This is a genomic window from Maridesulfovibrio sp. (assembly GCF_963678865.1).
Classification (GTDB): domain Bacteria; phylum Desulfobacterota; class Desulfovibrionia; order Desulfovibrionales; family Desulfovibrionaceae; genus Maridesulfovibrio.
This window is the reverse complement of sequence record NZ_OY787459.1, coordinates 2,668,143-2,681,493: the sequence shown is the minus strand read 5'-3', so window position 1 is coordinate 2,681,493 and position 13,351 is coordinate 2,668,143. Positions and strand designations below refer to the sequence as shown.

Annotated in this window: 15 protein-coding genes and 2 tRNA genes; 9 read left to right on the top strand and 8 right to left on the bottom strand. The window is 45.4% G+C overall.

The features are described 5' to 3' along the window. Positions 1-37 precede the first annotated feature (37 nt). The 4 genes from ACKU41_RS12345 to ACKU41_RS12330 all read left to right on the top strand — a co-directional run bounded on the left by ACKU41_RS12345 (position 38) and on the right by ACKU41_RS12330 (position 2,652). Positions 38-916 (top strand): NAD(P)-dependent oxidoreductase, encoded by an 879-nt coding sequence (locus tag ACKU41_RS12345; protein ID WP_321401173.1) that lies wholly within the window; start codon positions 38-40, stop codon positions 914-916. A gap of 136 nt (positions 917-1,052) precedes the next feature. Next, complete coding sequence (locus ACKU41_RS12340) at positions 1,053-2,066, top strand: DNA-binding protein (RefSeq protein ID WP_321401171.1); 1,014 nt, start codon at positions 1,053-1,055, stop codon at positions 2,064-2,066. Between the two features lie 2 nt (positions 2,067-2,068). Beyond that, positions 2,069-2,503 (top strand): type II toxin-antitoxin system death-on-curing family toxin, encoded by a 435-nt coding sequence (locus ACKU41_RS12335; RefSeq protein WP_321401169.1) that lies wholly within the window; start codon positions 2,069-2,071, stop codon positions 2,501-2,503. A gap of 73 nt (positions 2,504-2,576) precedes the next feature. Then, a tRNA-Phe gene (locus ACKU41_RS12330) sits at positions 2,577-2,652 on the top strand. A 95-nt stretch (positions 2,653-2,747) separates the two neighbouring features. Here ACKU41_RS12330 and ACKU41_RS12325 read toward each other — a convergent pair. Beyond that, positions 2,748-3,227 carry an S-ribosylhomocysteine lyase gene (locus ACKU41_RS12325; RefSeq protein WP_321401167.1) on the bottom strand — a complete coding sequence of 160 codons (480 nt, stop codon included), beginning with the start codon at positions 3,225-3,227 and terminating at the stop codon, positions 2,748-2,750. Positions 3,228-3,337: 110 nt separating this feature from the next. Beyond that, positions 3,338-4,033 (bottom strand): 5'-methylthioadenosine/S-adenosylhomocysteine nucleosidase, encoded by a 696-nt coding sequence (gene mtnN / locus ACKU41_RS12320; RefSeq protein ID WP_321401165.1) that lies wholly within the window; start codon positions 4,031-4,033, stop codon positions 3,338-3,340. A gap of 135 nt (positions 4,034-4,168) precedes the next feature. Here mtnN and ACKU41_RS12315 point away from each other — a divergent pair, with 135 nt between their 5' ends. Continuing rightward, positions 4,169-5,110 carry a LysR family transcriptional regulator gene (locus ACKU41_RS12315; RefSeq protein ID WP_321401163.1) on the top strand — a complete coding sequence of 314 codons (942 nt, stop codon included), beginning with the start codon at positions 4,169-4,171 and terminating at the stop codon, positions 5,108-5,110. A 69-nt stretch (positions 5,111-5,179) separates the two neighbouring features. On the opposite strand, the gene ACKU41_RS12310 is transcribed toward ACKU41_RS12315, so the two are convergent. The 3 genes from ACKU41_RS12310 to ACKU41_RS12300 form a co-directional block, all read right to left on the bottom strand. Continuing rightward, positions 5,180-5,255 (bottom strand) — tRNA-Phe (locus ACKU41_RS12310). 59 nt (positions 5,256-5,314) lie between these two features. After that, a complete protein-coding gene (locus tag ACKU41_RS12305; RefSeq protein WP_321401161.1) occupies positions 5,315-7,090 on the bottom strand; it encodes an aldehyde ferredoxin oxidoreductase N-terminal domain-containing protein in 1,776 nt (591 codons plus the stop codon). Continuing rightward, complete coding sequence (locus ACKU41_RS12300) at positions 7,090-7,509, bottom strand: 4Fe-4S binding protein (RefSeq protein WP_319777670.1); 420 nt, start codon at positions 7,507-7,509, stop codon at positions 7,090-7,092. The genes ACKU41_RS12305 and ACKU41_RS12300 overlap by 1 nt, the downstream gene beginning before the upstream one ends. A gap of 321 nt (positions 7,510-7,830) precedes the next feature. On the opposite strand from ACKU41_RS12300, the gene ACKU41_RS12295 reads away from it, so the two are divergent. Beyond that, on the top strand, positions 7,831-8,100 hold the full coding sequence (locus tag ACKU41_RS12295; protein WP_319777669.1) for a hypothetical protein: 270 nt from the start codon (positions 7,831-7,833) through the stop codon (positions 8,098-8,100). A gap of 70 nt (positions 8,101-8,170) precedes the next feature. Here ACKU41_RS12295 and ACKU41_RS12290 read toward each other — a convergent pair whose 3' ends face one another. Both ACKU41_RS12290 and ACKU41_RS12285 read right to left on the bottom strand, forming a co-directional pair. Then, positions 8,171-9,094, bottom strand: coding sequence for an ACP S-malonyltransferase (locus tag ACKU41_RS12290; protein ID WP_321401158.1), 924 nt, complete (start codon positions 9,092-9,094; stop codon positions 8,171-8,173). 201 nt (positions 9,095-9,295) lie between these two features. After that, a complete protein-coding gene (locus ACKU41_RS12285; RefSeq protein ID WP_319777667.1) occupies positions 9,296-9,655 on the bottom strand; it encodes a response regulator in 360 nt (119 codons plus the stop codon). 418 nt (positions 9,656-10,073) lie between these two features. Between ACKU41_RS12285 and ACKU41_RS12280 the strand changes: the two genes are divergently transcribed. The 3 genes from ACKU41_RS12280 (at position 10,074) to ACKU41_RS12270 (ending at position 12,577) form a co-directional block, all read left to right on the top strand. Beyond that, a complete protein-coding gene (locus ACKU41_RS12280) occupies positions 10,074-11,582 on the top strand; it encodes a sodium-dependent transporter (RefSeq protein WP_319777666.1) in 1,509 nt (502 codons plus the stop codon). 3 nt (positions 11,583-11,585) lie between these two features. Then, positions 11,586-11,681 carry a MetS family NSS transporter small subunit gene (locus ACKU41_RS12275; RefSeq protein ID WP_319777665.1) on the top strand — a complete coding sequence of 32 codons (96 nt, stop codon included), beginning with the start codon at positions 11,586-11,588 and terminating at the stop codon, positions 11,679-11,681. 386 nt (positions 11,682-12,067) lie between these two features. Continuing rightward, the gene (locus ACKU41_RS12270) at positions 12,068-12,577 is read left to right on the top strand and encodes a nitroreductase family protein (RefSeq protein WP_319777664.1); all 510 of its coding nucleotides are present in this window, start codon (positions 12,068-12,070) and stop codon (positions 12,575-12,577) included. Between the two features lie 85 nt (positions 12,578-12,662). Here ACKU41_RS12270 and ACKU41_RS12265 read toward each other — a convergent pair whose 3' ends face one another. Further along, positions 12,663-13,346 carry a dienelactone hydrolase family protein gene (locus ACKU41_RS12265; RefSeq protein WP_321401153.1) on the bottom strand — a complete coding sequence of 228 codons (684 nt, stop codon included), beginning with the start codon at positions 13,344-13,346 and terminating at the stop codon, positions 12,663-12,665. Positions 13,347-13,351: the final 5 nt, after the last annotated feature.

Sequence of the window (13,351 nt, the reverse complement as noted above, 5' to 3'; positions counted from 1 at the left end):
TAATCGTTTAAGCTGCTTAATTATGAGGACAAACAACATGACAAAAAAAATCGGATGGATCGGAACAGGCGTAATGGGCAGTTCCATGTGCATGCACCTGCTCACGGCCGGCAATGAAGCATTTGTATACAACCGCACCAAATCCAAGGCAGATGAACTGGTAGCCGAAGGCGCGACATGGTGCGAATCCCCGGCGGAAGTTGCCAAACAAGCGGATATAATCTTTACCATTGTCGGTTATCCCGTTGATGTGGAACAGACCATTCTCGGCGAAAACGGAGTACTGGCAAATGTGGACGCAGGTAAAATAATTGTCGACATGACTACTTCCGAGCCAGCTTTGGCGGAACGCATTGCCGAAGAAGCCGCAGCCAAAGGGGTGGGCGCGCTTGATGCACCTGTTTCCGGCGGAGATCTCGGCGCACGTAACGCTACACTCGCCATCATGGTCGGCGGTGAGCAGAAAACTTTTGACGAAGTCAGCCCGCTCTTTGAAATAATAGGCAGTAATATCCAGCTCATGGGTAAAGCCGGTGCAGGTCAACACACAAAAATGTGCAACCAGATCCTCATTGCCGGCACCATGATCGGAGTAGTGGAATCCCTTCTCTATGCCTACAAAGCCGGCATGGATCTCAATGAAGTCATCGACGTAATCGGTTCGGGTGCTGCCGGGTCATGGTCCATCAACAACCTTGGACGGCGCATTGCGGATGATGATTTCAATCCCGGATTCTTTATCAAGCATTTTGTCAAAGACATGGGCATCGCCCTTGATGAGGCCAAAAGGATGAATCTATCCCTGCCCGGTCTGGCGCTGGTCAACCAGTTCTACATCTCAGCTATGGCTCTGGGGTATGAAGAACTAGGAACTCAAGCCTTGTATAAAGTCCTGGAAAAGATGAACGGGAAGTAACCAAATAAATCTAATAACCAGTAAAAATGGCTTCTGAACAGACAGGTTCAGGAGCCATTTCTACTTTTATGGACTTACAATAAAATAGTATCTATATTTTGAACAACTTATTCACGCTCAACAATTCGAGAAAACAATGGCTGAAATAACATCACTCACCCAATCCAGCATAGACAGACAGAACATCCTTAATAATCCGTTCGCCATTGAAAAATTACAGGAAACTATAGGACTAGTCGGCTTTCAATGGAAAGGATGCCCTGTATTTCTTAAACAGCAGGTGGCTGATTTTCTGGAAGTGGATGTTCGCACTATCGAAAGGTATCTTTCTACCCATGGAGAAGAACTCGAAAAGAATGGATATACACTCTTAAAAGGCAAAAGTTTAAAAGATTTCAAACACTTATCAAAGCTGGCCGACATAAATGTCGGTCAGTCAGCTCAATCACTTGGAATATTTAACTTTAAATCAGTGCTCAACCTGGCAATGCTGCTGACCGAAAGCGAAAAAGCAAAAATAATCAGAAGCAGAATATTAAGCATTGTCATTGACACAATAGCTCACAAATCAGGTGGACGAACGAAATATATCAACCAAAGAGATGAAGACTATCTTCCCGCAGCATTTCAGGAAGAAAACTACCGAAAGCAATTTACCGACGCAGTGGACAAATACATCCATGCTCCGAAATGGAAATACGGGAAGTATACGAATTTGGTTTACGAAAGCATTTTTAAAGAAAACGCTAAAGAATACAAAAAGATATTAAACTTGGCCGCCAAAGAAAAAGTTCGGGACACCTTGTATGCAGAAGTACTTGATCTTATAGCAAGCTTTGAGGCGGGACTTGCTGCGGAACTTGAAACAAAGGCAGGCGAACTTGGCCGCCCCCTCACAGCACAAGAGGCCAACACCACATTCATCCGTTTTGCAGAACAACCTCTATTCAAACCATTAATTATTAAAGCAAGAACAAAGATGGCCAGCAGAGATCTCTGCTTTAGAGACGCTTTACACTCTAAGCTCGAAGCTTACATTCAAAGCGTTCCTGAAAGTGACTTCGAACGTTTCCTTGGCGAAAAAAGCAAAGACCTCAAAGAACGTATTAACGAAAATATTGCTGTATTCAAAAGGCTCAAGGACAAATAGACATGAAAGTTCTATACCTTGACATAACGCATGCTATTGAAATCCATGATTATATAATTTCCGAATCCGGCGGGACTCATGGAGTACTCAATTCTGGAATCTTGGAAAGCGTACTTGAACACATCAAAAACGACTTATATTATCCTGAATTCTTAGATAAAATTACCCATCTTTGCTTCTCTATCAACAAAAACCATGCCTTCAATGATGGAAACAAAAGAACATCTATCGCTTTAAGCGCGTTCTTTATATCATTAAACGGCTATGACCATTGTATTTCCTTGTTTATTCAGGAAATGGAAAACTTTGTGGTATGGATTGCTGAAAATAAAATCAGCAAAGAATTACTACGAGAAATAATTGAAGATATAATTATGGGCGAATTCAGGGAAGAAACCCAGATAGCTGTCATAAACGCCATATCGGACCAGAGTTAATCAAATATTCATTTTAATTATTAAATAATTGTTGACTTCGTTTTACGATCTGCGTAAAAACGATTTCTCCGGCGCCGAGGTAGCTCAGTCGGTAGAGCAGGGGACTGAAAATCCCCGTGTCGGCAGTTCAATTCTGTCCCTCGGCACCACCTGCCTAGAATAGCCGTTACAACCAGTTGTAACGGCTTTTTCTTTTTCCGCTCATTTAAAAGCCCTATCTACGGGGCTACACCGTACAATCTGATTATTCAGGATAGTTCAAATTATCTTCAGCGATCCCATCAAGCACTTCTGCATAATATTTCGCAGCCTCTTCTTTTGCCAATGGCAAATCCATCAGGGCATAATTACCGCATTCCACTGCGGATGCACCGGGAACTTCACCCTCAAACTCAGCTGCAAACTTGAACAATTCCTTAATTAAGCCAAGCGCATCTTTTGAATCGTACCTGCCGTTGAGCAACAGATAAAATCCGGTCAGACAGCCCATGGGGCCGAAGTAAATAATGTTGTCTCCATACTCAGCATGATTACGCAGGAAGGTTGCCCCGATATGTTCCAGAGTATGCGCTGCGGCCGGGTCAAGAGCAGGCTCATTGTTGGGCTCTTTGACTCGCAGGTCGAAGGTGGTAATATTTTCGGAACCAATTTTATCACGGCGGGAAACATAAATCCCACGCTTAAGCCTAGTATGATCTATTTTAAAACTCTCAATTTTATTCATGTCCAATCTCTCAAAACAAAGCAATTAAGCCTATTAAAAAGTTATTAGGATTCATAAAGCCTTCTTTACAAAAAGGGTTTAAGCCGCATTTTCATCACAGCGAGAGCACATCATAACTCTTCCAACATCGACAAAACCATACGTACAGAGTTAGCAGCGGCCTGCTCCATGCTCTGCTCATATACTGCACTGCTGCCTTCCTCGTGCACTTTATCTGAGATGGAGCGGATCAGGATGAAAGGCACGTTGAACAGAAAACCGGTCTGAGCGATGGCAGCCCCTTCCATTTCAACTGCCATAACATCTGGAAATTTATTCTCAATCTGTGAAATTTGTTGCGGAGTATGAATGAAAGAGTCGCCGGAAAGCACAGGTCCCTGATGCACACTGATGCCACCCTCGTTGATCCATGCTTTCTGCGCCAGACCGAGCAATAATTTGTCCGCCTTATAAGCTGCAGGCATTTGTGGAATCTGTCCCATTTCGTAATCAAAGGCTGTGGCATCGGCATCGTAATGGCGAACTTCCGATGACACCACAATATCTCCGATATTTATATTGCCTGGAAAGGCTCCAGCCACCCCGGTATTGATCAGGTAGTCAGGCTTGAATTTATCCAGCAGCAGGGTGGTGCCGACTGCGGCATTAACCTTGCCGATTCCGCACAAAAAAAGAGCCACTTCTACACCGTTTATTTTTCCGGTGTGGTAGGTAAACTGCCCGAAACTTTCGGTGCTCGCCCCGTCCAGTTTATTGACCAGCAATACAAGCTCTTCTTCCATTGCCGCTATTATCCCTATCTTCAAAACATTTTCCTCTTATCTGTTTAGGCAGACCCAACTGCCCTTTAATGCTTGAAAGATAAACGCGACCTATGTAATTAGTAAAATTAATAGTTCTACCTTTTTTAATTAATTTTACTAACTAATAGGCTCAAAAAAATGCTTCCCGATCTGAACAGACTGAAAGTTTTTTTCCATATATTCAACGAGCAGAGTAGCACCGCAGCAGCCTTAAAGCTGCACATAACCCAGTCCGGGGTCAGCCAGCACTTAAAAAAACTGGAAGAAGAGTTGCAGACGCAACTATTTACAAGAGTAAATCGCAGACTCGTACCAACAGCAGCCGGAAAGAAACTTTATGGAATTGTGCAGGAATTCATGAATGAACTGGAGCAGGGAGTGCAGCATATAAACGATGGCCTGACTACTCCATCAGGGCTGCTGCGCATTGGGGCGCCTACTGAATTCGGGAAAATATACCTGCCACCGATATTCGGTTCATTCCGGCGTAAGTATCCGGCGGTGACAATGAAATTGGAGCTTGACGAACCCAAGATACTTTTCTCCAAAGTAGCAAATGGAGAATTGGATTTCGCTTATATCGACATCCTGCCATTCTTCATGGATACACCGGGAGGAACATCAACTTATTCCATTAAACCCGTTGTTCGTGAAGAATTCGTATTAGCCTGTTCAAATGAATATTACCGGGCTCGGGTAAATGAAATAAATTACGGCAGCCTGACACAACTGGACTTTATCGGTTACAAAGACGACATCGCTCTCTTCCGCAGCTGGTTCAAACTGCACTTCAACCGCGAACCGCAGCAACTTAACCTTAGCTTCATTGCCGACAGCTCCGAAGCCATTGTTTCAGCCATCAAGTCCGGGTTGGGAGCGGGGATTACCGTCAGCCACCTGATGAACAGGGAGATTGCCACCGGGGATATTATTGCCATCCGCCCTGATAGAACGAAATTGCAGAACACCATCGCCTGCGTACAATTCAAGGCAAAACAACCAAGTATCACTGAAACAGCCTTTCAGGAGCATTTCCGGCTGGAGCTGAGTAAGAATTATGCAAAGTTGCAGATAATTTAAAATGTAAGAAATACGCAAAACACGAAAAAGCCCTCATGATTTATCATGAGGGCTATTCTAGGCACTTAGTGGTGCCGAGGGACAGAATTGAACTGCCGACACGGGGATTTTCAGTCCCCTGCTCTACCGACTGAGCTACCTCGGCGCCGCTGAGGAGAGATTACTAACCAAACAGGAATCACTTGGCAAGTACTTTTTTAAATTTTACGCATTTTTTTTCAAACCCAGCTTTTCAAGAGCCGTATCCGAAACCAGTTCACAGATTCTACGCCCATACTCTTTTTTAAGTTTTTCCAGATATTCCGGGTCGGTTTTGCCCTTCCACGTTGTAATTTCACTATACCGTTTGGGTATGTCGATCTTATCCGGGTTGTATCCGGTATCAAAACGTATTTTCCAACGCATGGCCCGGACTCTTTCAGCAATAAGATTCATATTTTCAGCTATTTCTTCGTAACCGACAGACTTCAGGCATTCGGCAAGAACTTCATCCTTGTAGACTCCGCGTCCGAAAAGGCAGGAAACCATGGAAGTCAGGAAAGCCCGTCCTGTTTCGTCGCTGATCAGGAAATCACAGACTTCGCCGGCATCTTTGCTGTCATTTTTCTGGTCCCATGAATAGCCTCCCGAATCCAGATGTGAATGCCTGAATCCAAGACCTTCAGCCACATAAAAAGTTTCCCCGGTGGCATATCCGGCCATCTCTTGACCGAGCACACAGGCAAAATCAGCGCCTCCATACTTTGCAGCAGCCACAAGTGAACCTTTACCCAGCGCGGCATAGAATTCATTTTCAGCGCTGCTTAAATATTGCACAGCCTTTTTGTAGTTGCCGGCATCACCGAAAGCGAGAGGTACGATTGTCTCATCCTTACTGACCAAACCTTTTTCAAGAGCCTCTGTTGCCCACGCAAGAGCCACTCCGCCGGACATAACGTCGAGTCCGCCTTTCTCCACTTCATCCATAATACCAAGCACCTGAAAAGCATCAGTTACCCCGAGCATGGAACCGGTGGCAAAAATAGGCTCGTAATCATAGGCTACCTGACGGTAAAGGTACTGGTTATCCTCCATAAATTTCTCGCGCACAAAGCCGATATGGATGCAACCAACCGGACACCCGGCACAAGCGGCATTACGCAGCAGGGTATCGTCGGCAAATTTCTTCCCGGTAATTCCGATAATCTCTTTATCTTTGGTGGCCTGCAGATTACGCCAAGGCAGGGACTCCAGTTCGTTAAGAGCGTCAAGATTGGCAGCAGTACCAAGGTTATGATATTTGCTCATCATGTCGGTGGCGGTCACCTTTTCATAAACCTGCTGATAAATTTTCGCGTACTCCCTGCCTTCCGGCAAAGCGAATGAACCGTCACCCTGAATTACGATTCCCTTAAGATTTTTGGCTCCCATAACCGCACCGGCCCCCAGCCGCCCGAAATGGCGATAGGTATCCGCATTGATGCAGGCCATGGCTGAAAAATTCTCACCGGCAGGGCCTATGCGCAGGATAGACCTGTGCCCGGAACCTGAAAACATATTGCGCAATATCTTACCAGTGCTGAAAACATCCTTCCCGGCCAGAAACTGTACATCCTTGACTTCCAGATGCTTCATTCCGAGAGAAAGACAGGATAAACGCTCAGCCCGGCCACTGATCACCAGAGCGTCATAATCTGCAAAACGAATCGCCAAAGCCGAACGCCCACCGGCATGACTCTCGGCAAACTGGTTATGGTAAGGAGACTTGAAAGAGCAGACCGTCTTGCTCATCAACGGGAAAAGGCCGGTCAGAGGACCAATGGAAAATATCAGCGGCTGGTCCGGATCATCCCACGGGCGGTCCGCATACCCATATTTTTCAAAGAGTAAAGCACCAAGTCCGCTGCCCCCGACAAATTCATTGCGCCCTTCAACTTTGGTTACATTGCCTTTGCCGCTACTCAGATCAACAATCAGGACCCTGAAATAATCGCGTATCATTATGAGTCCCTCCCTCTATCCGAATCAACCAGCTCAAGGCATTCGTGCGGACAGAATTCAACACACCTGCCGCAATGGATGCATACGTACGGGCGGTCCTTCAAATCCAGATAAATGGCATCCACCGGGCAGGCTTCGGCACATTTACCGCAACGGATACATACATCCTTTTTATGAATAACCCCGCCACCATTCTTGCGACCTTTCATGGCTCCTGTAGGGCAGACCTCGGCACATGGTGCCGGAGAGCAGCCCAGACAAACCTTGGCGACAAAGCCGGTAGAAAGTCCGCCGGAAGAAGCTATCCTTATCCCTGCGGTATTCCATGAAAGCAACTTATGCACCAACCGAGCACAGGCAAATGAGCAGGAATGGCAACCTATACAACGCTCCATGCGTGAAGCAGTCAATATTTTCATATTTACCCCAAACACTATGATTTATTTAAACAAAGCACATCTTTTTATTCATCTACTTTGACAACAATTAAAATTTTAGCATAGAAACAATCAATTACAATTAAATATAAATAAAAAAACCACCTATCACTTTAAGCCACAAATGCTACAACGTAACTTTTTAAAAAAAAATACCTTCAACCAAATCATCTGGTTTAAATGAAAACTATTTTCAACAAATCCACCATTACGGATTGACAGAAGAAGTTCACTATTTATTATTTAAATATATACCATAGAAACAACTAAAAGCTCATGCCACTGCAAAGCCTAGGGGGAACTATGAGACTTACAGACTCCCAAATCCGGCAAATGGTCATGGACCTTTATCCGGAAATAGAAAGATTTAACATCGACATGTCCACCGAATTCAATGAGGACATGGATGCATGGACCATCACCATTGAAAACGGGTCCGACTCCCTGTCTACTCACATGGACTCTTCATACGTAAGCAGCTGTCTTGACGAACATAATTGTGTTTATTTCAACAACCAGATGATGAATGTAATCAACAATTACTGCATGGAAAGCGGAAGCTGCTCAATTTAAAACGCATAAAAAAAAGGACCAGCCTGTAAAGGCCGGTCCTTTTTTATTTCAAATTCACCTACAGTTTCAGCTATTTCAAAGCGTCAGCCTGCTCCAAATTACCGATGCCTTTTCCTTCGTATTCCTTACCCTTGAGGTTGGCAACGAGCAGCTTGGTCAGCACTCCCTTGGGCCCGAGTTCGAGAAACTTGCGCGCTCCTGCAGCATACTGGTTGGAAACAATCTCAATCCAACGCACGGATGAAGTCATCTGGGAACTCATAATCTTCTTGATCTCTTCTGGGTTGGATTCAGTACCGGCAGTCACGTTGAAGTAGACCGGGAATGCGGGTGTATTCCAATCCAGTTTGCCAAGGTAGGCTGCAAATTCATCAGCAGCTTCCTGAATGAGCGGGCTGTGAAATGCACCGCTTACAGGAAGAGGAATGGACCGGCCTTTCTTTTCCTTGATCACGGTTCCGGCAGCCTCGATTGCAGCCTTTTCACCGCTGATCACATACTGGGCCGGGGAATTGTAGTTGGCGACACGCAGTTCCTTCCCGGTCTCGGAAGCTCCGAATTCAACAGCTTCTTCAACTGCGGACTGATCAAGCTTGAGCACCGCGGCCATACCGTGATCTTCATTTGCAACCTGAGACATAAGCTTTCCGCGCAGGGAGACCGCTTTGATGGTGTCTTCTACAGAAAGAATTCCGGAAGCACCAAGAGATGCGAATTCTCCGAGACTATGCCCAGCTGTTGCTGCCGGCTTCAGACTTTCCTTAAGGTAGGACCAGATCGACAGGTTGACAACAGTAAGGCCGGGCTGCAGGGCATCGGTCTTGGCCATATCTGCGGCGTCGCCTTCCCAATAGATTTCACGCAGGGGCAGGCCGGATTCAGCCTCGGCAAACTTCCACATATCCATGGCGGCGGACCATTTTTCGGCAAGATCACGTCCCATGCCGGGTTCCTGTGACCCCTGACCGGGGAAAAGTATAGATAAATCAGACATATTAAATTCTCCTTAAATTAGTGCCGGGCCTCCGGCTATATATAATGAACACATATGAATACACTTTTACGCTAGAAAACTGTCTTTTAAAAACAGATTTGCCAGTGTTATTCAAGCTCATTTTTTAAATACATATAAGTATTTATATTTCAAAAGCGGGGAAGGAACAAAGCAAAGCAAAAAAGCAAAGCAGAAGGAGACCTAAGCTTCCAATACGTTGGAGACCTTGGACTCCAACTCTTCTTTATCTATAGGCTTGACGCAGTATTCATTGGCTCCGTGCTTTAAGGATTCACGGGCGGTTTCAAGGGTAGGGTAGCCGGTCAGCATGATGGCCTTCAGTTCAGGCAGGATTTTTTTCATCTCTTCCAGAACTTCCACCCCGGTCATTTTTTTAAGCTTGATGTCCAAAATGGCCAACTCAACACCGCTGCCGTCCAAAAATGCAAGGGCTTCCTCCTCCTCGGAAAAAACACTTACTTCATGCCCCTTGCGTTCCAGAATGCGCTTGAGGAGTATGCCTGCGTCCACAACATCATCAAGAACAAGAATATGTGCCATAATAACTCCTTAAAATTATCTGGAAAGCATAATATCAACATGGCCTTTAGTCGAGCACTCTGTTTCAGGTCATCTTTTGCTCTCATATTGACTCAACGTATTTCATCTCCAGTTTCCAGCAAAATCAATTTTTCTGAAATTTATCTCAATGTACATTTAATTTTCGGAACACGTAAAATATGTATGTAAAATTTCATTTTGCATACATATACATCACAGATATGCAAAATAACACTGCGACCACACAAGATTTACTATCGGCTCTGAAATCAAGTTTCCGAATTTGATGGACAATAATCAAAATGTATTCTATGCGGTATGCTCAATTATGCGTTTAGCGCATTTTACATATACTTTTTGCTGATTCCGCAAAATGGTTGCGGTTTCGGCTGGTTTTTTCTTAAGGAGTTCAAACAACATGCAAAAAAGAGAAACTTGGGGTTCCCGTTCCGGCTTTATTCTTGCCGCGGTAGGATCTGCAATCGGGTTGGGAAACATCTGGCGTTTTCCTTACATGGTTTATGAAAACGGCGGTGGTGCATTTCTCATCCCCTACTTTGTAGCAATGCTTGCTGCGGGTATCCCCTTCATGATTCTTGAATTCGGCCTCGGCCAGAGATTCAAGGGTTCAGCGCCAAAAATTTTCTCATCCATTTCCAAAAAATGGGAATGGCTCGGCTGGTGGCAGGTAGTGGTATCATTCATCATTGCCTCTTATTATGTAGTAGTTATCGCATGGGCGATGAACTACGTGGGCCTGGCCTTTACTCAAGGTTGGGGGGCAGCACCCAAGGACTTCTTCTTCGGAAGCTTTCTCGGCCTGACCGACTCCCCCATGAACATGGGTAACGTACAGGGATCCATCTTTCTGGCAACAGCTGCAGCCTGGGCATTTACCTTCATTGCCCTATTCACCGGAGTTAAAGCCGGTATCGAAAGGGTCAACAAAATCTTCATGCCCCTTCTTTTCCTGCTCGTGTTTATTTTCATCGGCAGGGGACTGATGCTTCCCGGCGCCATGGACGGAGTTAACTGGCTCTTCAAGCCCGACTTCTCCGCTATCATGAACGGCAAAGTCTGGGCCGACGCATTCGGCCAGATTTTCTTCAGCCTTTCCATCGGGTTCGGAATTATGCTCTCCTACTCCAGCTACCTGCCCAAAGAATCCGACATCAACAACAACGCCTGCATGACCGTATTCATTAACTGCGGATTCAGTATCATATCCGGTATCATGATCTTCAGCGTACTCGGCTACATGGCCCAGCAGCAGGGCGTACCCATCAGCGAAGTTGCAGGCGCAGGTGTTGGCCTTGCCTTCATTACCCTGCCCACCGCTATCAACCTTATGCCCGCACCTGTTTTCTTCGGTGTACTCTTCTTCTTGGCATTGGTTGTTGCCGGTCTCTCATCCATGATCTCTATCAACGAAGTTATTACTTCCGCTGTCATTGATAAATTCGGTGTCACCCGCAAAAAAGCTGTAGCAATCTGCTGCACCCTCGGCTTTCTGGTCAGCATCGTATTCACCACCGGCGGCGGTCTGCTGCTGCTCGATATCGTTGACCACTTTGTCAACAACTTCGGTATCCTCATCGGCGGTTTCATTGAAATCGTATTTATCGCCTGGTTCTGCAACCTCGATGAAATGCGTGTTCATGTTAACAAAACCTCTGAAATCACTGTCGGCTCCCTGTGGATGAACAGCCTGCGTTTCGTGGTTCCGGCCATGCTCGGTTTCATGATCGTTACCAACTTCATCGGTGATATCTCCAAAAACTACGGTGGATACTCCAACACTGCCATTATCGCATTCGGCTGGGCAATTATCGCCCTCTGCCTTGTTATCGGCTTTGCCTTGTCCAGTCAGGAACGGGCATTTGCAGGAGTCTCTTCCACAAATAAAAGCTTCCTTAAAAGGGGATAAACCATGACTACAAGCGCAATTATCATGATGCTCTTCGGCCTCTTTATTACCTGGGGTGGAGCAATCGCCTGTTTTCGTATCGCATTTAAAAATAAATAGCGGTTTACGAATAATATGAAATCAAAAAAAGGGTACGATCTTTAAGGATCGTACCCTTTTTTTAGGAAAAGGATGGCGGTACCGAACGGTTAGCGAGGGAGGAGAACGGCACCGCCAAGGGGTTGGACTGCAAAATAACCAAAAGTATTTCAGACCAAATCAGGGGTGTGATTATGGATAGAATATAACAATATAATATTAAATCAAGTACTATTTATAATTTATCTTATCACTTCAAATAAAAATTGATGCATGGCCTATCACCGTTGCTGCTGAACCAGTCAAAATGACACCCTTTTATTCAGACAAAAATATGATCTGATTTTTGGAACAACGTGTTATAGGAAGTCATTCATGAAATCTAATTTTTAACGGAGATAACTGAAATGGATGTATTCGAAGCGATCTATTCCCGCAGAAGCATTAGAAAATTTGAAGATAAACCCGTTTCCGAACAAGAGATCAAAGAACTCCTCGGTGCGGCCATGATGGCTCCCAGTGCAGGAAATGCCCAGCCTTGGCAGTTCATTGTTGTAGAGGATCGTGAAAAACTTGATGCAGTCCCGAATATCAACGAGTACGCTGCCATGGCTAAAACCGCTCCGCTGGGCATTCTGGTCTGCGGCGATCTAAGTCTTGAAAAATATGCCGGATACTGGGTTCAGGATTGTTCAGCTGCTATCCAGAATCTGTTGTTGGCAACCCATGCTAAAGGACTGGGAGCGGTCTGGACCGGAATCCATCCCATCGAGGAAAGAGTTGCGGGCTTCAAAAAACTGTTCAATCTGCCCGAGCAGGTCATTCCGCTAGGCTTCATAGTCATCGGCCATCCAAAACAGGAATCAAAGAAAAAAGACCGTTATAAAGAAGAAAGAGTTCACCGCAACAGCTGGTAGAACCAGTTTTTTTTTCTCTGAAAACCCCGGTGCCGGCGTACCGGGGTTTTTGTTAATTATAGAAATCAACACTCAACTGATTTTTTCACTCCATCCAGCCCAGCACAGTATCCCACATCTCTTCAGCAAGATTTTCATCAAACACATCATCTTCAGGATTTGCAAAGCCATGGTGGGCATTATCCAGCCGGATCAGATCATAATCAACGTCAGCTGAATGCATTTCACATTCGAACATCTGCAGATGCTCTTCAGGAACCACTGGGTCACTATTTACATGAATTGCAAGTAGTGGGCATTTAATCTCACCAGGAACAACCGGATGACTCGTATCCAGATAACCGTAAACCGACGCAGCACCTTTTAGCCCGAATCCGGTACGGGCCAGTTCTAATGCCGCTCCTCCGCCGAATGAAAACCCAAGGGCATAAATGCTGGACGGATCAACTTCAGGCTGATCAAGCAGAGCTGTAAGACAGGCTTTAGACCGTTCACGCATGAGCAGGCGATCATTGCGATAGATACGATGGATGACGCGCGCTTCATCTACAGATGATGGGCGGTTACGTACTCCGTAAAAATCGGCGGCGAGAACGGCATAGCCCTTTGCGGCAATACGCTTTGCATGGTTTACAGTAACATCATTCAGCCCTGTATATTCATGGAAAAGCAAAACAGCCGGAAACAAACCTACGCCTTCCGGTAGCAGCAGGATACTTCCAAGTTCAATCCCCATATGGAAATGATTGATTTTACGGCACTTCATCATCAGCT

What these genes read in the sequence shown, in the direction of transcription:
- ACKU41_RS12345 (WP_321401173.1), top strand. Translation starts at nt 38, where the DNA reads ATGACAAAAAAAATCGGATGGATCGGAACAGGCGTAATGGGCAGTTCC.
- ACKU41_RS12340 (WP_321401171.1), top strand. Translation starts at nt 1,053, where the DNA reads ATGGCTGAAATAACATCACTCACCCAATCCAGCATAGACAGACAGAAC.
- ACKU41_RS12335 (WP_321401169.1), top strand. Translation starts at nt 2,069, where the DNA reads ATGAAAGTTCTATACCTTGACATAACGCATGCTATTGAAATCCATGAT.
- ACKU41_RS12325 (WP_321401167.1), bottom strand. Translation starts at nt 3,227, where the DNA reads ATGAATAAAATTGAGAGTTTTAAAATAGATCATACTAGGCTTAAGCGT.
- ACKU41_RS12315 (WP_321401163.1), top strand. Translation starts at nt 4,169, where the DNA reads ATGCTTCCCGATCTGAACAGACTGAAAGTTTTTTTCCATATATTCAAC.
- ACKU41_RS12305 (WP_321401161.1), bottom strand. Translation starts at nt 7,090, where the DNA reads ATGATACGCGATTATTTCAGGGTCCTGATTGTTGATCTGAGTAGCGGC.
- ACKU41_RS12300 (WP_319777670.1), bottom strand. Translation starts at nt 7,509, where the DNA reads ATGAAAATATTGACTGCTTCACGCATGGAGCGTTGTATAGGTTGCCAT.
- ACKU41_RS12295 (WP_319777669.1), top strand. Translation starts at nt 7,831, where the DNA reads ATGAGACTTACAGACTCCCAAATCCGGCAAATGGTCATGGACCTTTAT.
- ACKU41_RS12290 (WP_321401158.1), bottom strand. Translation starts at nt 9,094, where the DNA reads ATGTCTGATTTATCTATACTTTTCCCCGGTCAGGGGTCACAGGAACCC.
- ACKU41_RS12285 (WP_319777667.1), bottom strand. Translation starts at nt 9,655, where the DNA reads ATGGCACATATTCTTGTTCTTGATGATGTTGTGGACGCAGGCATACTC.
- ACKU41_RS12280 (WP_319777666.1), top strand. Translation starts at nt 10,074, where the DNA reads ATGCAAAAAAGAGAAACTTGGGGTTCCCGTTCCGGCTTTATTCTTGCC.
- ACKU41_RS12275 (WP_319777665.1), top strand. Translation starts at nt 11,586, where the DNA reads ATGACTACAAGCGCAATTATCATGATGCTCTTCGGCCTCTTTATTACC.
- ACKU41_RS12270 (WP_319777664.1), top strand. Translation starts at nt 12,068, where the DNA reads ATGGATGTATTCGAAGCGATCTATTCCCGCAGAAGCATTAGAAAATTT.
- ACKU41_RS12265 (WP_321401153.1), bottom strand. Translation starts at nt 13,346, where the DNA reads ATGATGAAGTGCCGTAAAATCAATCATTTCCATATGGGGATTGAACTT.